Raw genomic sequence first — 19,777 nt, forward strand, 5'->3', positions numbered from 1 at the left:
TCGTCACTGTCGTCCCCCTTCGCTGTGCACCCCACCCGGCGGCAGGGCAATGTCCGTCTTCTCCTCGGCCTCCGCCCGGCGGACGCCGCTGTACAACCTGGACAGCATCCCGCCGACCGCCTCCGGGTCCGGGTCCTCGCGTGTGGCGGGGACCGTGGGCCGGGCCGGCTCGGTGACGGCGGACAACTGTGCCATCGGCACCCGGACGGGAAGTCCCCGCGCACTGGTGCCTCCGATCACCGGCGTCCCGGGCGGCTCTGGCGTCACATGCCCGGTGGACGCGACCGACGAGGCACTCGGCCCCTGCCGGGACCACCAGCCGCCGGCCTCGGCCGGCGGCGCGGCCGGCGCGAGCACGTCCTCGGCGCGCAGCGGCATCGGCCGACCGGAGCTGGGCGTCGGGTCGGGACGTCGGCCCGCCACCGGCAGCTCCCCGGGCGACGAGCGCCCCGGGCGGGGCAGGGTACGCCGGCGCCGGGCGGTGCCGACGCCTCCCGTGGTGATCATCCGAGCGGCCGGGGGATCCAGCTCCGGCATGGGAGCCGGACCCAGCAGCGCCGGTGGCACCAGTACCCGGGCCACCAGACCCTGGTCCGCCGGCGCCAGGTGCACCCGTACGCCGTGCCGGGCGGCGAGATGACTGACCACGAAGAGGCCCATCCGCTCCGAGGCGGCGACGTCCGCGGCCGGCGGCGCGGCGAGCACGGCGTTGGCCTGTTCCAGGGCGGCCCGGCTCATCCCGATGCCCTGATCGACGATGTCCACCAGCGCCCCACCGCCCTCACGGCGGGCGGTCACCCGGACCAGGGTGTCCGGCCGGGAGAAGGCGGTGGCGTTCTCCAGCAGCTCGGCCAGCAGGTGCACCAGCTCACCCACCGCGTGCCCGACGACGTGCAGGTCGGCCACCGACTCGTGGCGGACCCGCTGGTACTGCTCGATCTCGGCGCTGGCCGCGAGAAGCACCGCGCCGAGGCCGACCGGGCGGTTCCACCGCCGAGTGGACTCGGTGCCGGCCAGCACCAGCAGGCTCTCGTCGTTGCGGCGCATCCGGGCCGCCAGGTGGTCGAGTTTGAACAGGTTCTCCAGCTGGTCCGGGTCCGCCTCCTCCCGTTCCAGGTCGTCGAGCAGCTCCAGCTGCCGTTCCACCAGCACCTGGCTACGCCGGGCCAGGTTGACGAACATCGCGTTCACGCTGCGGCGCGTCTGGGCCTGTTCGACGGCGACGCTGACCGCGCTGCGGTGCACCGCCACGAACGCCTCTGCCAGTTCGCCCAGCTCGTCGGAGCTGGTCACCACCGGCGGCGCCACCTCGATCGTGGGCAGCGTGCCCTGCGTCGAACGCAGCCGGTCCAGCGTGTGCGGCAGCTCCACCTGCGCGATCTGCAGGGCCTGCCCGCGCAGCAACCCGATGGAGTGCGCGATGGAACGGCCGATCAGCAGGGCGAGCAGCACGGCCAGCCCCAGCACCACCAGGATGGCGCTCACCACCGCCAGGGTGGCCCGCAGCTGGTCGCCGCTGGCGTCCTCGGCCCGGGTCGCCGCCTCGTCGAGCACCCGCGTCTCGAGCTGGCGCAGCAGCTCCTGCCGCTGGGCGCTGGCGTCCCACCACTGCTCGGCGGGGAGCACCGCCGGTCGGGCCCCGCCGCTGGCGAGACTCTTCTCCTCCAGCTTGGTCGCGGCCACGAACCCGGGGTGCACGGAGGCGCGGTCGTACAGCTGGATCTGCCTGGTGGTCGCGGCGACGCGGAACGCGCCGAGCGCAGCCAACTGCTGGGCCCGCAGGTCGGTCAGGGCGATCTGGTCGTCGAGTTGGTACCGGCCCGCCCGGGCGGCGGCGTAGAGCTGAGCGCGGACCCGCGACGACAGCTCCTTGACCCGGGCCAGCTGCACGTAGCGCAGCACCGCGTCGGTCAGCTCCGGCTGTTCCTCACCGGGCGAGGGCTCGGCCAACAGGCTGAGCAGCGTGTCGACCGCCCGGTGGTAGTTGCCCAGGATGGTCTCGGAACTCAGTACCGCCGGCAGGATCGCCGCACGGATGGCGCGGACCTGGTCGTACGCCTCCAACGCCTTGCCGTAGGAGACCCGCCAGGAGGCGTCCGCGTCGGCCAGTGGCGCGGCAGCGCGGCGCAGCTCCCCGGCTGCGGCGTCGGTGTCGTCCTGCAACGGGCGCAAGGTCAGCGCCGTCGCCGCCCGGTCGGAGGAGAGGCCGTCTCGGCGCAGCTCGGCCAACTCGCCCGCCGTCCGGTCGCGTTCCTGCTGGAGCCGGTCCACCAGGACGGTGATCTGCCGGCCGACGCCGACCTGCCGCGCGAAGTCGCTCAGCGCGGTGGTCCGTCCCACCAGCGTGGTGGTCTGCACACCGGCCAGCACCAGGAAGGCCACCGACGGGATGACCAGCACGGTGGCGAGCTTCGTCCGCATACGCCAGTCCCGCAGCCGCAACGGCGACCGCCGCCGGTGTGGGACGACTGCGGCACCCGATCGGCCGCCACCGATCTGTCCGCCCCCGGTCGGATCGGGACCTGCACCCACACCTGCCTCCTCGGCCCCCCGCTCCCCGTCGTCGGGGAGCGGGGTCCATCCAACCAGGCCAGCGAGCTGTGTCAACGGCCCTGGGGGCCTCCGTCGGTGGCCGGAGCGGCCGGATGTACGGACGAGGCGTGCTCCGTCGGACCGGAAGCGGCGAGCCGTCGCGCCGCGGCGAAGCGCCCGAGGGCCACCAACGCCGCGCCGGTGGCCCCGATCTCCGGTTCGGAGCGGTGCCGGACCTGCCGGGGGGCGAGGGTGGCGGCGAACGCCGATCGCCACCAGGCGGACGCGGTCACCGCTCCCCCACCCAGCACGACGTCGACCGGGCCGTCCACCACGGACTCCAGGACGACCAGGTCGTCGGCGACCATCCGGCACAGCCCGGCCATCAACCCGGCCAGGATCTCCACCGCGGTGGTGGAGAAGGTGAGGCCGCGCAACTCGCCCGCCCCGGCCGGGGTGGTGCCTGGCGGCCGGTCACCCCCGAAGCGGGGATTCGTCGCCACCTGACCGTGCGGCGGCACGCGGGCCAGCGCGGCGTCCAGATCCGGCCCCTGCGGCAGCCGCAGCTCCCGGTTGGCCCAGGCGAACAGGTTGCCTCCACAGGAGTAGGCGGAGCCGGTCACCACGTGTTCGTGGTCCACCCGGTACCGCCAGAGCTGCTCGGGCAGCGCAGGCAGGTCGGCGTCGACGGACACCGGCTGCACCAGGCGCACCGCGGCGGAGGTGCCGACGGTGACCGCCACCCGATGTGGGTCGACGCAGCCGGAGCCCACATTGGAGGCCGCTCCGTCGCCGATCGCGGCGGCCCACTCGGCGCGGGCCAACGGCGGCCAACGCCGGGCATGTTCCGGGCGTAGCCGCCCGCGCCAGCCCGCCGGCGCAAGCTCGGGCAGTTCGCCGGGGCGAACGCCGGCCAGCGCGCAGGCCTCGGCGTCCCAGTCCATCGCGCGCAGATCGAGCAGCCCCGTGCCGGAGGCCATCGACACCGAGGTGGGCGCGGCGTCGAGCAGCTCGCCCAGGGCGTACTCCGCGAGCCCGACGAAGCGGCCGACCGGGCCGCAGCGCGCACGCAACCACGGCAGCCGCACCGACCAGTAGGACCGGTGCCACCAGGTGCCGGTACGTTGGTGGAACGCGGCCGGATCGGCCGGGCCGACCGCGCCGGGCAGCGGCTCCGGGCGGGTGTCCAGCCAGGTGAGCACCGGCCCGAGCGGCGTGCCGGTGGGGTCGAGCGGAACCACCGAGTGCCACTGGGCGGAGAGCGCGACCAGCGTCACGTCGCGCAGGTGCCCGCCGTCGGCGAGTTCGTCCAGGCACTCGACCAGACAGGCGAGATAGCCGGCCGCGTCGAGGGTGCCGGTGCCGTCGTCGGCCACCGCCACGCCCAGCCGGCGCCGGGCCAGGGCGCCGGGCAGCGGCTTCGCGTCGGCGTCGAGCACGAGCCCGCGTACCGAGGAGGTGCCGAGGTCGAGAGCGAGAATGTTCATCCCGGGTCACGGTACCGAACCACCGGGCCGGCGACGTCGCGATCGGTCGCCGGAACCTTCCGCCACGAAGTGGGAACGGCTACCGGGCCCGGGCCGTCCCGGCATAGGGTGACGACATGCTCGCGCCCCTGTCCTACTGGTGGCCCGCCGACCTGGCGGCCCCCTTCCGCGCGTAGCTTTCCGCGGCCGCCCGACGAGGCGGCCGCCGGTCTCTCCCGGCTCCCGAGCCGCCCCGGCGGACGGCGAAGGCCATCGAGGAGATTCCATGATCAACCCGCACCGCCTACTCGCCGCCCTCGCCCGAGGCACCGACCCCGGCCCGTTCGCGCTGATCCGCCGCGAGTGCGCCGATCACCTGGACCTCTTCACCGGCCAGGTGCGCGTCGCCGACCGGCTCACCGATTTACCGCTGCCGGACGGCCCAGCCGGGCCCCGCACGCTGGCGCTGGTGCCGTACCGGCAGGTCGTCGAGCGCGGCTTCGAGTGCGTCGACGACGGCACGCCGCTGGAGTACCTGGAGATAGCCGGACACGTCCCGGTCGCCCTGGCCGACGCGCTCGCCGCGCTGCCGGACGCGCCGGTGGTGACCAACGACGCCGGTTTCGACGTCACCGACGCGGAGTACGCCGACATCGTCGGGCGGGTGCTGGCCGAGGAGATCGGGCGCGGCGAGGGAGCCAACTTCGTCATCCACCGCACGCTGCGCGCGAACGTGCAGGGCGCGCCGCTGGCCGCGGCGTCCGCCGCGCTGCGCCGGCTGCTGCTCGCCGAGCGGGGGGCCTACTGGACCTTCCTGGTGTTCACCGGGACCCGCATCCTGGTGGGGGCGAGCCCCGAGCGGCACGTCAGCGTCGACGACGGCCTGGTGATGATGAACCCGATCAGCGGAACCTTCCGGCACACCGGGGCCGCTGCGGACCGGGACGCGCTGCTGCGCTTCCTGAGCGATCCGAAGGAGATCGAGGAGCTGTACATGGTCCTCGACGAGGAGCTGAAGATGATGGCCAGGGTCGCCGACCAGGGCGGGCAGGTGGTCGGGCCGTACCTGAAGGAGATGTCCCACCTCGCGCACACGGAGTACCTGCTCGCGGGTCGGGGAACCCGGGACGTCCGGGAGGTGCTGCGGGAGACGATGTTCGCCCCCACGGTGACCGGGAGCCCGATGGAGAACGCCTGCCGGGTGATCGCCCGGCACGAGCGGACCGGCCGGCGCTACTACTCCGGGGTGCTGGCCCTGCTGGGACGGGACGCCGGCGGCCGACAGACACTGGACGCCCCGATCCTGATCCGGACGGCGGAGATCTCCCCCGCGGGCGAGCTGCGGGTGCCGGTGGGGGCGACCCTGGTACGGCACTCGACGGCGGCCGGCGAGGTGGCCGAGACGCACGCGAAGGCGGCCGGGGTGCTCGCCGCCTTCGGGCTCGGCCCGCAGGCGCCCGTTCCCACCCCGCCTCCGGTTCGGCACGGGCCGGGCGCGGCGCTCGCCGACGACCCGCAGGTACAGGCGGCGCTCGCCGAGCGCAACATCCCGCTGGCCCGGTTCTGGCTCGACCAGCGACTGCCCGGGGCGGCCACTCTGCCCGGGCTGGTCGGCCGGCGGGCGCTGATCGTCGACGGCGAGGACACCTTCACCGGGATGCTGGCCCACCAGCTGGGTGCGCTCGGCCTCGCCGTCGAGGTACGCCCGTGGCTGCGGCCCGGCAGGCTCGACCCGTACGACCTGGTTGTCATCGGTCCGGGGCCGGGTGACCCGCGGGCGGTGGACGAGCCGAAGATGGCGGCGTTGCGTGGGCTGCTGACCGCGCGGCTGGCCGCCGGTCTGCCCACGCTGGCGGTCTGTCTCGGTCATCAACTGCTCGCCGGCCTGCTCGGGTTGCGGTTGCACCGGCGGGAGGCGCCGTACCAGGGGCTGCAACGTGAGGTGAGCGTCTTCGGCACGCCGAGACGGGTCGGCTTCTACTCCACGTTCACCGCCCTGGCCGACGCCGACCGGGTCACCACCCCGTACGGCGCGGCGGAGCTGTCCCGCGACCCGGTCGACGCGGCGGTGCACGCGTTGCGCGGACCCGGCTTCGCCGGGGTGCAGTTCCATCCGGAGTCGGTGCTCAGCCGGGACGGAATGGCCGTCCTGGCGGACCTGCTCGGCCACCTGTTGGCGCATCCGGCACTGACCACGCACGGTTCCGCGGATCGCCGGTAGGCGGACGATGACGGGGCCCGGCCTCACCGGGCCCCGTCAGTGGTCAGCCGGCCGCCAGGCCGCGCTTGAGGGCCGCGCCGATCTGCACCGCCCGCTTGGCGGTCAGCGCGGTCGCGGCCAGCGCCACGTGGTCCGGGGGAACCTCCCCGTTGTTGCTGGTGTGCGAGGCACCGTAGGGGTTGCCGGCGACGAACTGACTGGGATCGGTGTAGGCGGGGGTCACCACGATGCCGCCCCAGTGGTGGAAGACCGTGAACAGCGACAGCAGGGTGGACTCCTGCCCACCGTGCTCCGTGGCGGCGGAGGTGAACGCACTGTAGACCTTGTTCGCCAGCGCGCCGTTGGCCCAGAGCGGGCCGGTGGTGTCGATGAACTGCTTGAGCTGCGCGGCGATCATGCCGTATCGGGTGGGCGAGCCGAGGATGACCACATCGGCCCACGCCAGGTCGTCGATCTCGACCTCCATGACGTCCTGGGTCTCCAGGCGGTGCGCCTGCCAGCCGGCGTTGGAGCGGATCGCCTCGTCGGGTGCCAGTTCGCGCACCTTGCGCAGGCGGACCTCGGCGCCAGCCTCCCCGGCTGCCTCGCAGGCTGCCTGCGCCATCTGGTAGGTGATACCGGTGGCGCTGTAGTAGATCACCGCGACCTTGACCTGGCCGTCCATCGATTCCTCCTCGTTTCGGGTCAGCTTCGGCGACTACCCGTTGTTTGCGCCGTCAAACTTCGTGCGATGCTCCAGGGCCTGCGAATCAGGACGGCAACCGACGCTGACTGGCCGGCCATCTGGCCCTTCCTTCGGGAGATCGTCGGTGCCGGCGAGACCTACACCTGGCCGCGGGATGTGTCGGAGGAGGCGGCCCGGGGCATGTGGTTGGTCCGGCCACCGGGGCGGACGGTGGTGGCCGTGGACTCCGACGGCACCGTGCTGGGCTCGGCGAAACTGGTGCCGAACCAGGCCGGCCCGGGCGACCACGTCGCCAACGCCAGCTTCATGGTGGCGCCGGCCGCGGCGGGTCGGGGGGTGGGCCGGTCTCTCGGCGTACACGTGCTGGAGTTGGCGCGCGCCGACGGTTATCGGGCGATGCAGTTCGACGCGGTGGTGGCGACCGACACCCGGGCCGGCGCGCTCTGGCGATCGCTGGGCTTCGAGGTGGTCGGTCGGATCCCGGCGGGATTCCGGCACCCGACCGAGGGTGACGTCGATCTGCTGGTCATGCATCGGCGTCTCTGAAGTCCCACCCGACTCAGCTCAAGATTTGCGCAAGTTCTGCGTGGGAGCGATGCCATGGTCGTGGTCGAACCGGGATCCTGTTCGCACGGATGTCGACGGGGCGCAAACGTCGCCGACACCGGGGAACCTGAACGGGGGATCGCGCTCCGCTCGCGCGACGGCGGGCGTAGCGCGATCAGGGGGCCCGTTCCAGCTGGGGGGATCCGCCAGCGGGTCGACGGCCTGGCTACCGCTCTCTACCGGAGATCGTCGTGCAGGTCGTCGGCCCGCTGTGCCGGGCGAGGCTCGGCCCGCCCTCGTCGCGCCCCGATGACGGCGGAACCGGCCGCCGGATCCGAGCGCCGGGCCGACACCGCACCGGGTGCCCGCAGGTCGACCAACTCCCCCCACACCTCTCAGGTCGACCAACTCCCCACATCTCTCCGGTCGACCTCCCGCCTCACCTCGCAGGTAGACGCCGGGCAGCGGCACGCCGCACTCCCGTCGCCAGGCGCACCGGCGGTGGTCCCGCCGCGGGAACCACCGGCCGCGCCGGTATCCACGCCGGCTTGGACGAATGCTGCCCTGACCCGTCGGGTAGCCAGCGGTGACCCACGAGAGGAAGGACGAACCATGCGACTGACCGAACAGCAGGTCCGTTCGCTGTACGGACAGGACGTCCAGGACCGCTCGGGCGCGAAAATCGGCAGCGTGGCACAGGTCTGGGCCGACGCCGCCGGCGAGCCGACCTGGGTCAGTGTGAAGACCGGCATGATGGGCCAGCACGAGCACATGGCCCCGCTGACCGGGGCCGGCATATCCGAGGGCAAGGTGACCGTGCCGTACGACAAGGCGACCGTCAAGAGCGCACCGACGGTGGAGGCCGGCACCGAGCAGCCGCTCGGCAGCGACCGGCTCGCCCAGCTCTACCGGCACTACCAGCTCCAGCAGCAGGAGCGTCCGCCGCAGCGGATGCCCGGTTCGCCGGAGCTGACCCGGTCGGAGGAACGGCTGCGGGTCGGCACCGAGAGCGAGCCGGCGGGCACCGCCCGGCTGAGCAAGCAGGTGGTGACCGAGAACGTGCACACCACCGTGCCGGTCGAGCACGACGAGGTGCGCGTCATCCGCGAGCCGATCACCGACGCGAACCGGGGTGAGATCCGGCCGGACATCCGCGACGAGCAGCGGGAGATGGAGCTGCGCGCCGAGCGTCCGGTGGTCGGTAAGGAACAGGTCCCGGTCGAGCGGGTCCGGCTGGCCAAGGACGAGATCGTCGAGGAACAGCCGATCGACGAGCAGGTTCGCCGGGAGCGGATCGACGTCGACGTGCCGGAGTCGGCACGACGGCGCGGCTGACCACGACGGTCCCGGCGGGTGCCGGGGCGGCGGGCGGACGGGCACCAGCCCGTCCGCCCGGTGTCGTCTCCGTGCCGCCGGCCGCGACCGGCAGACGTGTCGGTGGCTGCGCCTAGGCTGACGGTCGATCTGTTCAGGAAGGGCGGCCGACGTGCGGTTGACCGGTGACGAGGCGCTGGCGTTGCGGATGACCAGCCTGCTGCTGCGGACGCACCCGCGAGGCCGGCCGCAGGACGTCGCCGGTGTCGTGCGGTGGTTTGGCGCCATGCAGGCCCAGGACGCCGCGAGCGGCATGTGGTCGCTGGGAGTCCGGCTGCCCGGGTGCACGGTGGCCGACGTGCAGGCGGCGCTGGAGCGACGGGAGGCGCTGCGCACCTGGCCGATGCGGGGGACGGTGCACCTCGTACCGTCGCGCGACGCCCGGTGGATGCTGGCGGTCACCGGCGTACGGGCGTTGATGGGGGCGCAGCGGCGCCGTGAGGTGCTCGGCCTGACCGAGGCGGAGGCCGACCGGGCCGCCGACGTGCTCGGCACGGCGCTGGCCGGCGGCGTCCGGCTGACCCGCGCCGAGTGCCTGGCCACGCTCGCCGCGGCCGGTATCGACTGCGCCGGCCAGCGCGGCTACCACCTGCTCTGGTACGCCAGCCAACGCGGCGTCACCTGCATCGCCCCGCACGTCGGCACCGAGCAGACGTTCGCCCTGCTCGACGAGTGGGCCCCCGACCCGCACCGGCCCGAACGGGACGAGGCTCTCGGCATTCTCGCGACCCGGTACTTCCGCAGCCATGGGCCGACCACCCGGCAGGATTTCGCCGGCTGGACGGGCCTGACCGCCACCGACGCCCGGCGGGCCGTCGCGGTCGCCGGCGACGCGCTCGCCGCCGTCCAGGTCGACGGGGTCGAGGCGCTGCTCGACCCGGCACTGCTCGACGCCTCCCGGAAGCCGGCCGACGACGTGCTGGCCCTGCCCGGCTTCGACGAGTACCTGCTCGGCTACAAGGACCGCACGCTGATGCTCGACCCGGTGCACCAGCAGGCCATCGTCCCGGGCGGCAACGGTGTCTTCCGGCCCACCGTGGTTCGCGCCGGCCGGGTGGTCGGCACCTGGAAGCGCACCGTGACCAGGACCCGGGTCCGGGTCGCCCTGCATCCGCTGGTCGGGCTCGACCCGGCGACGCGCGAGCGGGTGGTGGCGGCCGTCGACCCGTACGCGCGCTTCCTCGGGTTGCCGACCCTCGTGGAGTGGGCCGACTGATCACCGGATCCGGCGCCCGCGCTCAGTCGGCGAGCGCCCCACCCGACCGACCCTCGTGCAGGGTCAGGTTGTGTCCACTGCCCGGGTCGAACAGGTGGATCTTCTCCAGGTTGAACCAGACCCGCCGGTCCTCGCCCTCCCGTACCGTCGACTCGGCCGACAGCCGGGTGACCAGGCTGGCGCCGCCGCCGCTGAAGTCGGCCCCGGCATCGGCCGCCAGTTCCTCCAGCTCGGCGGCGCTGGCCCGCTGTCCCTCGACGGTGAAGTAGACGTACTTGTCCGAGCCCATCGACTCGACGATGTCGACCGGCGCGGTGAACTCCATGCCCCGGCGGCGGGTGTCGTCGTCGACCAGCTCGGCGTCCTCGAAGTGCTCGGGACGGATGCCGAGAATCAGTTCGCGGGGCGCGTCGGCGCCCTCGAGCTGCCGGCGGATCCGCTCGCCGATCGGCACGTCGCCCAGGGTCGTACGCAGCTTTCCGTCCTCGACGGCGGCGTGCAGGAAGTTCATCGACGGTGAGCCGATGAATCCGGCGACGAAGAGGTTGTACGGGTGGTCGTACAGCTCCTGCGGCGGGCCGACCTGCTGGATCGCGCCGCCTCGCATGATGACCACCCGGTCGCCGAGGGTCATCGCCTCGGTCTGGTCGTGGGTGACGTAGACGGTGGTGGTGCCGAGCTGCTTCTGCAGCCGGGACACCACGGTGCGCATCTGCACCCGCAGCTTGGCGTCGAGGTTGGACAGCGGCTCGTCCATCAGGAACGCCTTGGGCTGCCGAACGATCGCCCGGCCCATGGCGACCCGCTGGCGCTGGCCGCCGGAGAGGTTGGCCGGCTTGCGGTCCAGCAGCGGGGTCAACTCCAGGACCTTGGCCGCCTCCTCGACCTTCGAGTCGATGGTCTGCTTGTCCTGCTTCGCCAGTCGCAGCGGGAAGGCCATGTTCTCCCGCACGGTCATGTTGGGGTAGAGCGCGTACGACTGGAACACCATGGCGATGTCCCGGTCCCGGGGGGCCTTGTCGTTGACCCGCTGCCCACCGATGCGCAGTTCGCCGGAGCTGATGTCCTCCAACCCGGCGATCATGTTGAGGGTGGTGGACTTCCCGCAGCCCGACGGGCCGACCAGGATGACGAACTCGCCGTCGGCGATCTCCAGGTCGACGTCGCGTACCGCGGTGGTGCCGTCGGGGAAGCGCTTGCTCACCTTGTCCAGCACGATGTCAGCCATTGTTGTCACCTATCCCTTGACGGCGCCGGAGGTCAGGCCCGAGACGATGCGGCGTTGGAAGAAGAGCACGAACAGGATGATCGGAATGGTGATCACCACGGCGGCGGCGCAGATCGCCCCGGTGGGGTCCTCGAACTGCGACTCGCCGGTGAAGAACGACAGCGCCACCGGCACCGTCCGGGCCCGCTCGGTGGAGGTGAGCGTGACGGCGAACAGGAAGTCGTTCCAGCAGAAGATGAAGACCAGGATCGCCGTGGTGAACAGCCCCGGCGCGGCCAGCGGGGCGATCACCCGGCGGAACGCCTGACCCTGGGTGGCGCCGTCCATCTTCGCCGCCTTCTCCAGGTCCCACGGGATCTGCTTGAAGAACGCCGACAGGGTGTAGATCGCCAGCGGCAGCGCGAAGGTGATGTACGGCAGGATCAGTCCCGGCCAGGTGTCGAAGAGGCCGAGCTGCCGTTCGATCTCGAACAGCGGCGACACGAGCGACACCTGCGGGAACATCGCGATCAGCAGAGAGACGCCGACGAGCAGCCGCTTGCCGGGGAAGTCCAGCCGACTGATCGCGTACGCGGCCATCGCACCGAGCACCACCGCGATCGCGGTGGCGATCAGGGCGATGCCGATCGAGTTGACCAGGGCGCGCAGGAACTGGTCGGTGGTGAAGATGCTCCGGTAGTTGTCCAGCGTCCACTCCCGGGGCCAGAACCGGCCGTCGGTGAGGGTGGCCGGGGTCTTGAACGACAGGGAGGCGATCCAGAGCACCGGGATCAGCGCGAAGACGACGACGATGACGTCCAGCAGACCCCAGCGCAGCTTCGCCCGGGTGGTGGTGTCGACGGCCATCTCAGCGCCTCTCTCCGTCGTCGCTGCCGGGGGCAGCGGTACCGAACAGCTTCACGAAGACGAAGGCGATGATCGCCACGGTGAGGAAGATCAGCACCGACATCGTCGAGCCGATGCCGAGGTTGAGGCCCCGGATCAGGTTGTTGTAGGCGAGCATCGACACCGAGGAGGTCTCGTTGCCGCCCGCGGTCAACACGAAGATGTTGTCGAACACCCGGAACGCGTCCAGGGTGCGGAACAGCAGCGCGACCAGGATCGCCGGCTTCATCACCGGCAGCATCACCTTGGTGAACCGCTGCCAGGCGGTTGCCCCGTCGGTCGAGGCCGCCTTGAGCAGGTCCTCGGGGACCAGCGCCAGGCCGGCCATCAGCAGCAGCGCCATGAACGGCGTGGTCTTCCAGATCTCCGCCAGCATGATGATCGCCAGCGAGCTGGCCCGCTCGGTGAGCGGCGCACCGTCGGAGAACAGGTTGGCCAGGTAGCCGGTGCCGGGCGTCCAGGCGTACCGCCAGGAGAAGGCGGCGACGACCGTGACGATGCCGTACGGGATCAGCGCGGCGGTGCGGACGATGCCCCGGCCGACCAGCGTGCGGTGCATGATCAACGCCAGTCCCATGCCGAGCACCAGTTCGACCGCGACGGTGACCACCGTGATCAGCATGGTCACACCGAACGCGGTCCACCAGAACTCGTTGGTGAGCACGGTGACGTAGTTCTCCAGCCCGATGAACTCACGCTGGTCCGGGAAGCGCAGGTCGAAGCGCTGCAACGACAACCAGACCGAGTAGACGATCGGGTACGCGGTGACCAGCACCATGACCAGCGCGGCCGGGGCGCAGAGCAGCCAGCCCAGCCGACGCTCGGCCTTCTTGTTCTCACTGAGCGGGGTCTTGGCCCGGCGGCGGGCCCGCTGCGCCGGGACGGCCGCGTGCCGGCCGGTGCCGTGCTCCGCGTCGGCGCTCACGTCCGCACCGGCGGGAGTGACGTTGATGCTCACGGCAGGACCCCCTTCGACTCCAGCGCGGCGGCGACCGCCTGCCGCAGTTCGTCGGCTGTCCGCTGCGGATCGATCGCCGAGGGCGGAGACAGGATCGCCGACATCACCGTGGAGATGCTCTGGTACGCCGGGCTCAGCGGACGTACCGCCGGCTCCTTCAACTCCGCCAGGATGGTCTCCTTCATCGGGTACGCCTCGGCCATCTCCGGGTCGTCGTAGACCTTCTCGATGGTGGGCGGGACGCCGTCGTTGACCGCGGAGAACTTCTGGTGTTCGGCGTTGCGCAGGCACTTCGCCGCCTCGAACGACTCGGCGGGGTGCCGGGAGTAGGCGCTGACCGCCAGGTTGATCCCGCCGATGGTGACCCGGCTGGGGGTGCCGGCGTCGACACCGGGGACGCGGGCCCAGCGCACCTTCTGCGCCAGCGCCGGGTCGGCCTCCTGCAGCGCGGGGTAGACGAAGGGCCAGTTGACCTGGAAGGCGCCGTTGCCGGACTGGAACTCCAGCCGGACCGGATCCTCGGTGGCGTTGCTGAACGACGGTGAGGTCACGCCCGACGTGGCGAACCGCTTGAGCAGGTCGAGCGCCCGCACAGCACCCTCGTCCATGACAGCCTGCCGGCCGTCGTCGCTGACGATCTTGCCGCCGGCGCTCGCGGCGAGGGTGTTGTAGAGGACGACCAGGCCCTCGTACTGGGCGCCCATGGTGAGCACCTGGTACGGCTTGCCCTGCCGCTTCAGCTCCTGGGCGGCGGAGATCATCTCGTCCCAGGTGGCCGGCGGCTGGGCAACCAGGTCGGTGCGGTACCACAGCAGCTGGACGTTGGTGTTCTTCGGCGCGCCGTAGAGCCGGTTCTCGTACCGGGCGGTGTCCAGCGGGCCGGCGAGGGTGCCCTGCTCCACCTCGGCCCGGTCCTGGCCGGTCCACTCGCGGATCCAGTTGGCGCTGGCGAACTCCTGGGTCCAGGTGACGTCGAGGCCGAGCACGTCCATGCCGCTGTCCTCGGCGGCGAGCCGGCGCACCAGCTGCACCCGCTGGTCGTCGGCCTGCCGGGGCAGCACTCGGTAGGCGATCGTGTAGCGGCCCCCGGCCTGGGCGTTGCAGTCGTCGACCACCTGTTGCAGGTTCTGCTCCGGCGGGTAGTACAGGTTGATGGTGGGCGTACCGCCGTCGTCGCCGGAGCCGCACGCGGCCAGCGGCGCGACCAGCGCCAGCGCGGCGGCTGCCGCGCCGACCCGTACGCCCGGTCGGCGTCGGTGTCCAGGCGCCTCGGGGTCCGTCATCGCCCTCCCCCTTCCTTCGGCGAGAAACCGGGGAGGCACCCGTGCCCCGGTGCACGGCGATACGGCCCGGGACGGGCGGGTCGTGAAGTATGCCGCCCCCGGACGTTTCGTGCGCCTACACTGCCCGAGCGGTGACGTCGCGAAACATCACCGGCGGCGGCCCTGGCGGGCGCTTCGGGTGGTGCCCTCGTAGGCTCGGCCGATGGATGCCACCTTTTTCTTCGACCCCGTCTGCCCGTGGACCTGGCGCGCCTCGCGCTGGCTGGTCACCGTCGCGCAGGCGCGCGGGCTGAGCGTCGAGTGGCGGTCGTTCAGTCTGGCCATCCTCAACGACGGCAAGGTGTCGCCGGAGTTCGCCCCGGTGCTGGCCGCGTCGAGTCGGGCGCTGCGGCTGGTGGAGGCGTTGCACGCGCAGGGCCGCGCCGACGATGCCGGGCGCTTCTACACGGAACTGGGCGCGCGCACCCACGAGGCCGGCGACCCGCTGTCGGTCGAGCTGGTGGAGGCGGCCGTCGCGGCGGCCGGGCTGGGCGCGGACGCGCCGGCCCTCGACGACGACGGTTGGGACGAGGCGGTACGTGCCTCGCACGCCCTGGCGTACGCCTCGGCGGGTCCGGACATCGGCTCGCCGGTGCTGATGGTGCCGGACGCCGATCGGGGCCTGCACGGGCCGATCTTCACCGAGGTGCCCGAGCTCGACGACGCCCTGACGGTCTGGGACTCGGTGCTGCCGTTGCTGCGGATGCCGGTCTTCCACGAGATCAAGCGCGGTCGCCGCTGACGGTCCGGCGCAGCCGGGCGGGGCGCCGTTGCTGCGGGCGGGCGCGCGCGACTGGTCCGCGAGCCGGACGCGGAGATCAGTTGGTGGGTGCTGGCCGACCCGGAAGGCACCCAGTTCTGCGCCTTCCCGCCTCGTCTGACCGAGTGAACGGACGATTACTCCGAGCGCCCGGGTGGACTAGCATCGACCTGCGCGTCCGCCACCGTCGTCGACACGCCTCGGCCGACCCGGCCCGCCCGATCGGTTGGTTCTCGCGCGAACCGCCCTCTGCCGATCCACCGGTTGGGCAGGATCGCTTTCACGAGGAGGTGCCGTCGTGCAGGACACCCGCGCTCTCGCCCTGACGTTCGAGGTGAGCGGCCTGCCACCGGTCAAGACCGAGGCGCTGTCCATCTTCGCCGCCGGGCACCGGCAGGCGACGAGGGTCCGCGCCCTGCTCCAAGCGGCCTGCGCCGCGGCCCAGCGCACCGGCTGGACGCCGCTGGACGGGCCGGTCGAGGTCGACCTGACCCTGCGGTGCCCACCGGGGCACCGCACCTCGGACGCCAGCACCCTGCTCGGCGGGGTGTGCGCGGTGCTCCAGGACAAGAAGCGGGTCACCAGCATCGGGCTGGCCCACCTCGGCGTCCTGGTCGACGTCGCGCTCTACGACGACGACCGGCAGATTCGCCGGTTGTCGTACCGGGAGGAGCCCGCGGAGGACTTCTCCTACCAGGTGCGGGTGGCCGCGGTGCCCACCGTGGTTTGACCGACGCCCGCGGTGGGGTACCGCGGACGCCGACGAAGGGAGCGCCGATGTCAGAGCCACATGTCACGTTGGACCCCCGCGATCCCGTGCAGGAGAAGCTGCGCGGTCCGCTGGAGGAGCAGCTGACCTCGGCGTTGCAGGCCGCCGCGGACCGGGTCCGCGCCAGCTACGCCGGAGAGCCGGTCGAGCAGGTCTGTCAGTCGCTGCTGGACGAGACCCGATCCGGCCTGCACCCGGACATCGCGGCCGGCTTCCAGCCCGACATGGACGAGTTCTGCCGGGTGGCCGTGGCGATCGTGCGCGGCGAGGTCGCCTGAACCTGCCCGGCGCTCAGAAGTGCCGAAGCAGCTCGGGGAACTCCTTGAGGCGCAGCACACCGGGGTCGTCGGGGTCGAGTTCGTCGTGTTCGAGCACCCAGGTGTTGTCGTTCGGGATGAAGACGGCGGACATGCCGGCCGCCCTGGCCGGGAGGATGTCCGACTTCGGGGAGTTCCCCACCATCCACGCGCGTGCCGGGTCGAAGCCGTGTTCACGGGCCAGCCACCGGTAGGTCGCCGCGTTCTTCTCCGGCACGATGTGCGCGGCGTCGAAGTGGTGCAGCAGCCCGCACGCGTCGAGTTTGCGCTGCTGCTCCTCCCGGTCGCCCTTGGTGAGCAGGAGCAGGTCGTACCGGCCGGCGAGGGCGTCGAGGGTGTCCGCGACCCCCGGCATCAGCTCGACCTGGTGGGCGACGAGCGCGGCGGCCAGCTCGTCGATCTCCCGGCGTTCCCGGTCGGTGGCCGGGCGCTCGCGCAACCGTTCCAGGCACTCGGCGAGGCTGCGCAGGAAAATCTTGCTGCCGTAGCCGTGGGCGACGGCGTTGGCGGCCTCGATGTCGTCCAGCACGGCGCGGATCTCGCGGCGGTCCAGGGTGGGGTGGTCCAGCCAGTCCAGGAAGTCGTCGATGACCCGCTCGAAGAGGAGGTTGTTCTCCCAGAGCGTGTCGTCGGCGTCGAAGACGAGCACCGCCGCGTTGTGGCGCTGTGACATCCTGCCCCTCCCGGTCTCCATGTCCGGCAGACGCTACTGCGGGCCGTCGACCGGGTCAGCCGGTTTTCGCCGCAGGTGGCGGTTCCCGGCGCAGGGTGAGGATGAGGTCGGCGACCAGGGCCGTCCAGCCGGTCTGGTGCCAGGCCCCCAGGCCGGCGCCGTTGTCACCGTGGAAGTACTCGGGGAAACAGATCAGGTCCCGCCAGTCCGGGTGGGTCTGGAACAACTGGGCGGCGCCGTAGATCGGCCGCCGGCCCCAGCCGTCCCGGGTGAACAGCGAGATCAGCCGGGCCGAGAGGTCGTCGGCGATCTGTTCCAGAGTGCACTTGCGCCCGGAGCGGGTCGGGTACTCGACCTGAAGGTCGTCGCCGAAGAACGCGGCGTAGTCCCGCAGCGCGCTGATCAGCAGGAAGTTCGTCGGCATCCAGATCGGCCCGCGCCAGTTGGAGTTGCCGCCGAACAGGCCGCTGGTCGACTCCGCCGGCTCGTAGCCGACGCTGAACTCGTGCCCGCCCAGGGTGACCGAGAAGGGCTCGTCCAGGTGTGCCCGGCTGAGCGTGCGCAGGCCGTACTCGGAGAGGAACTCGTCCGGGTCCAACATCCGGGCGAGCAGGCGGACCACCTGCTCCGGAGCGACCATGGACAGCAGCCGCTGCTGCCGGCCGTCCGGACCGATCCGGCGGGTGCCGATCACGGCGGCGTACTCGGGACGCTGGCTGAGGAACCACCGCAGCCGGGCACCCAGCTCGGGCAGGCGGTGCAGGGTACGGGCGGTGAGCCGGGTGGTGGCCGCCAACGGCAGCAGCCCGACCACCGAGCGGACCTTCAGCGGCACCTTGCTGCCGTCGGCCAGCCGCAGCACGTCGTAGAAGAAGGCGTCCTCGTCGTCCCAGAGCCCCTGCTCGTACGCCGCCGCCGCGATGTACGCGAAATGCTCGAAGAACTTGGTGGCGGTGTCCACGTACGCCCGGTCGTGTTCGGCGAGCACGATCGCCATGTCCAGCAGGTTGAGCGCGTACATGGCCATCCAGCCGGTGCCGTCGGACTGTTCCAGCACCCCGGCGACCGGCAGCGCGGCCGACCGGTCGAACGGACCGACGTTGTCCAGCCCGAGGAAACCGCCCTCGAAGACGTTGTTGCCGCCGGTGTCCTTGCGGTTGACCCACCAGGTGAAGTTCAGCAGCAGCTTGTGCATCACCCGGGCGAGGAACTCGTGGTCCCGGCTCCCGTCGATCTCGAACACCTTGAGCGCCGCCCAGGCGTGCACCGGCGGGTTGACGTCGCCGAAGGCCCACTCGTACGCCGGGATCTGCCCGTTGGGATGCAGATACCACTCGCGCAGCAGGAGCAGCAGTTGCTCCTTGGCGAAGCCCGGGTCGACCCGGGCGATGCTCACGCAGTGGAACGCCAGGTCCCAGGCGGCGTACCAGGGATACTCCCAGGGGTCGGGCATGGAGATGACGTCGAAGCTGGTCATGTGCCACCAGGCGCTGTTACGCCCGTGCCGGCGACCGGCCGGCGGGGGCGTCGAGCCGGGGTCGCCTTCCAGCCACCGCTTGACGTCGAAGTGGTAGAACTGCTTGCCCCACATCAGCCCGGCGATGGCCTGGCGGGCGACCAGGGCCTCGTCCGCACTGGCCGCGGCGGGGATGACGCCGGCGAAGAAGTGGTTCGCCTCGGCCCGCCTCGCCCAGACCACGGCGTCGAAGCCGGCGCCGAGGTCGGATCGCGGTGGGGTCGCGCCGCCGGGTGGCGGTGCGGTCCGGGTCAGCCGCAGCCGGATCTGCCGCTGGCCGCCGGCGGGGACGTCGAGGACGTAGTGCAGTGCGCCCTTGGTTCCCTCGCCCGCCGGGTTGACGGTGGCCGCGCCGGCCACGACGTGGTCGTTGATGCCGTCCTTCGGGTACGGCGACCGGCCCGGCAGCCCCCACAGCCGCTCGGCGTTGGTGTCGTTGTCGCAGAGCAGCGGGGTCGGATCACCGTCGCCCTCGAGCAGGACCTGCCCGAGCACCCAGTGCTCGCCGAGCAGCCGGGAGCCCTTCCCGACCAGCTTCGGCACCCGGTCGGCGCCGGGCAGACCCCAGGCCCAGGTGTTGCGGAACCACAGGTGCGGCAGCACGTGCAGGGTGGCCGCCTCGTCGCCCCGGTTGGCCACGGTCACCAGGATGCACATGTCGGTCGGGGACGCCTTGGCGTAGTCGACGGTGACCGCCCAGTACCGGTCGTCGTCGAAGACGCCGGTGTCGACCAGCTCGTACTCGGTCTCGTCCCGGCCGCGCAGCGCGTTGACCGCGACCAGCTCGTCATAGGGGAACGCGGCCTGCGGGTAGTGGTACCGCCAGCGCATCCAGGAGTGGGTGGGGGTGGAGTCCTCGTACCACCAGTAGTCCTTGGCGTCCTCGCCGTGATTGCCGCCGTCGCCGCCGAGGCCGAACATCCGCTCCTTGAGGATCGGGTCGTGGCCGTTCCACAGGGCGAGGGCGAAGCAGAAGGTCTGCCGGTCGTCGCAGACGCCCGCCATGCCGTCCTCGTTCCACCGGTAGGCTCTGGACCGCGCGTGGTCGTGCGGGAAGTAGTCCCACGCCGTACCGTGCTCGCTGTAGTCCTCTCGGACCGTTCCCCACGCCCGCTCGGACAGATAGGGGCCCCATGCGCGCCAGTCCTGCTCCCCGGCGTCGGCCTGGGCCAGCCGGAGGCGTTCGGCGTCGGGGAAGGGTGCGTCGGAGGGTGAGCTGTCGGTGAACACCAGCACATCTTGGACGTCGTCGGGGTACTTGACCACAGCGGCCATTGTCGTCGTGTCGTGTTACACCTCGCCGCAGTGG

At 71.9% G+C, this 19,777-nt stretch carries 16 protein-coding genes; 7 read left to right on the forward strand and 9 right to left on the reverse strand.

Annotated features, from left to right (window positions below; genetic code table 11):
* Nucleotides 1-3 precede the first annotated feature (3 nt).
* Together E1166_RS08115 and E1166_RS08120 are read right to left on the reverse strand one after the other, a co-directional pair.
* The gene (locus E1166_RS08115) at nucleotides 4-2,421 is read right to left on the reverse strand and encodes a nitrate- and nitrite sensing domain-containing protein (protein WP_243710248.1); all 2,418 of its coding nucleotides are present in this window, start codon (nucleotides 2,419-2,421) and stop codon (nucleotides 4-6) included.
* A gap of 182 nt (nucleotides 2,422-2,603) precedes the next feature.
* On the reverse strand, nucleotides 2,604-4,019 hold the full coding sequence (locus tag E1166_RS08120; protein WP_132337179.1) for an FGGY family carbohydrate kinase: 1,416 nt from the start codon (nucleotides 4,017-4,019) through the stop codon (nucleotides 2,604-2,606).
* Between the two features lie 265 nt (nucleotides 4,020-4,284).
* Here E1166_RS08120 and E1166_RS08125 point away from each other — a divergent pair, with 265 nt between their 5' ends.
* Nucleotides 4,285-6,219 carry a chorismate-binding protein gene (locus tag E1166_RS08125; protein ID WP_132337181.1) on the forward strand — a complete coding sequence of 645 codons (1,935 nt, stop codon included), beginning with the start codon at nucleotides 4,285-4,287 and terminating at the stop codon, nucleotides 6,217-6,219.
* 43 nt (nucleotides 6,220-6,262) lie between these two features.
* Here E1166_RS08125 and wrbA read toward each other — a convergent pair whose 3' ends face one another.
* Complete coding sequence (wrbA, locus tag E1166_RS08130; protein ID WP_132262043.1) at nucleotides 6,263-6,883, reverse strand: NAD(P)H:quinone oxidoreductase; 621 nt, start codon at nucleotides 6,881-6,883, stop codon at nucleotides 6,263-6,265.
* 66 nt (nucleotides 6,884-6,949) lie between these two features.
* Here wrbA and E1166_RS08135 point away from each other — a divergent pair, with 66 nt between their 5' ends.
* From E1166_RS08135 to E1166_RS08145, 3 genes are all read left to right on the forward strand, one after another.
* Nucleotides 6,950-7,450: a GNAT family N-acetyltransferase gene (locus tag E1166_RS08135; RefSeq protein WP_132337183.1), complete on the forward strand. Its 501-nt coding sequence runs from the start codon at nucleotides 6,950-6,952 to the stop codon at nucleotides 7,448-7,450.
* A gap of 612 nt (nucleotides 7,451-8,062) precedes the next feature.
* Entirely contained in the window at nucleotides 8,063-8,785 is a 723-nt protein-coding gene (locus tag E1166_RS30800; RefSeq protein ID WP_207914094.1) for a PRC and DUF2382 domain-containing protein, read from the forward strand.
* Nucleotides 8,786-8,972: 187 nt separating this feature from the next.
* Entirely contained in the window at nucleotides 8,973-10,040 is a 1,068-nt protein-coding gene (locus E1166_RS08145) for a winged helix DNA-binding domain-containing protein (RefSeq protein WP_132337217.1), read from the forward strand.
* A 22-nt stretch (nucleotides 10,041-10,062) separates the two neighbouring features.
* Here E1166_RS08145 and ugpC read toward each other — a convergent pair whose 3' ends face one another.
* Genes ugpC through E1166_RS08165 form a run of 4 tightly spaced genes read right to left on the reverse strand, consistent with a single transcriptional unit; the run spans nucleotide 10,063 to nucleotide 14,394 of the window.
* Nucleotides 10,063-11,268, reverse strand: a complete 1,206-nt coding sequence (ugpC, locus tag E1166_RS08150; protein ID WP_132337187.1) for a sn-glycerol-3-phosphate ABC transporter ATP-binding protein UgpC — start codon at nucleotides 11,266-11,268, stop codon at nucleotides 10,063-10,065.
* A 9-nt stretch (nucleotides 11,269-11,277) separates the two neighbouring features.
* The gene (locus E1166_RS08155; RefSeq protein ID WP_132262051.1) at nucleotides 11,278-12,114 is read right to left on the reverse strand and encodes a carbohydrate ABC transporter permease; all 837 of its coding nucleotides are present in this window, start codon (nucleotides 12,112-12,114) and stop codon (nucleotides 11,278-11,280) included.
* A gap of 1 nt (nucleotide 12,115) precedes the next feature.
* The gene (locus E1166_RS08160) at nucleotides 12,116-13,111 is read right to left on the reverse strand and encodes a sugar ABC transporter permease (protein ID WP_132337189.1); all 996 of its coding nucleotides are present in this window, start codon (nucleotides 13,109-13,111) and stop codon (nucleotides 12,116-12,118) included.
* Entirely contained in the window at nucleotides 13,108-14,394 is a 1,287-nt protein-coding gene (locus E1166_RS08165; protein WP_132337191.1) for an ABC transporter substrate-binding protein, read from the reverse strand. The genes E1166_RS08160 and E1166_RS08165 overlap by 4 nt, the downstream gene beginning before the upstream one ends.
* Before the next feature lie 202 nt (nucleotides 14,395-14,596).
* On the opposite strand from E1166_RS08165, the gene E1166_RS08170 reads away from it, so the two are divergent.
* The 3 genes from E1166_RS08170 to E1166_RS08180 all read left to right on the forward strand — a co-directional run bounded on the left by E1166_RS08170 (nucleotide 14,597) and on the right by E1166_RS08180 (nucleotide 16,240).
* Complete coding sequence (locus E1166_RS08170) at nucleotides 14,597-15,175, forward strand: DsbA family protein (RefSeq protein WP_132337193.1); 579 nt, start codon at nucleotides 14,597-14,599, stop codon at nucleotides 15,173-15,175.
* A 316-nt stretch (nucleotides 15,176-15,491) separates the two neighbouring features.
* Nucleotides 15,492-15,923, forward strand: coding sequence for a hypothetical protein (locus tag E1166_RS08175; RefSeq protein WP_132262060.1), 432 nt, complete (start codon nucleotides 15,492-15,494; stop codon nucleotides 15,921-15,923).
* Between the two features lie 47 nt (nucleotides 15,924-15,970).
* Nucleotides 15,971-16,240, forward strand: coding sequence for a hypothetical protein (locus E1166_RS08180; RefSeq protein ID WP_132262062.1), 270 nt, complete (start codon nucleotides 15,971-15,973; stop codon nucleotides 16,238-16,240).
* 13 nt (nucleotides 16,241-16,253) lie between these two features.
* On the opposite strand, the gene E1166_RS08185 is transcribed toward E1166_RS08180, so the two are convergent.
* Together E1166_RS08185 and E1166_RS08190 are read right to left on the reverse strand one after the other, a co-directional pair.
* Entirely contained in the window at nucleotides 16,254-16,952 is a 699-nt protein-coding gene (locus tag E1166_RS08185) for an HAD family hydrolase (protein ID WP_132337195.1), read from the reverse strand.
* 55 nt (nucleotides 16,953-17,007) lie between these two features.
* Nucleotides 17,008-19,743 carry a glucosidase gene (locus E1166_RS08190; RefSeq protein WP_132337197.1) on the reverse strand — a complete coding sequence of 912 codons (2,736 nt, stop codon included), beginning with the start codon at nucleotides 19,741-19,743 and terminating at the stop codon, nucleotides 17,008-17,010.
* Nucleotides 19,744-19,777 lie beyond the last annotated feature (34 nt).

Origin of the sequence: Micromonospora sp. KC213, from assembly GCF_004348325.1 — a bacterium.
Classification (GTDB): domain Bacteria; phylum Actinomycetota; class Actinomycetes; order Mycobacteriales; family Micromonosporaceae; genus Micromonospora.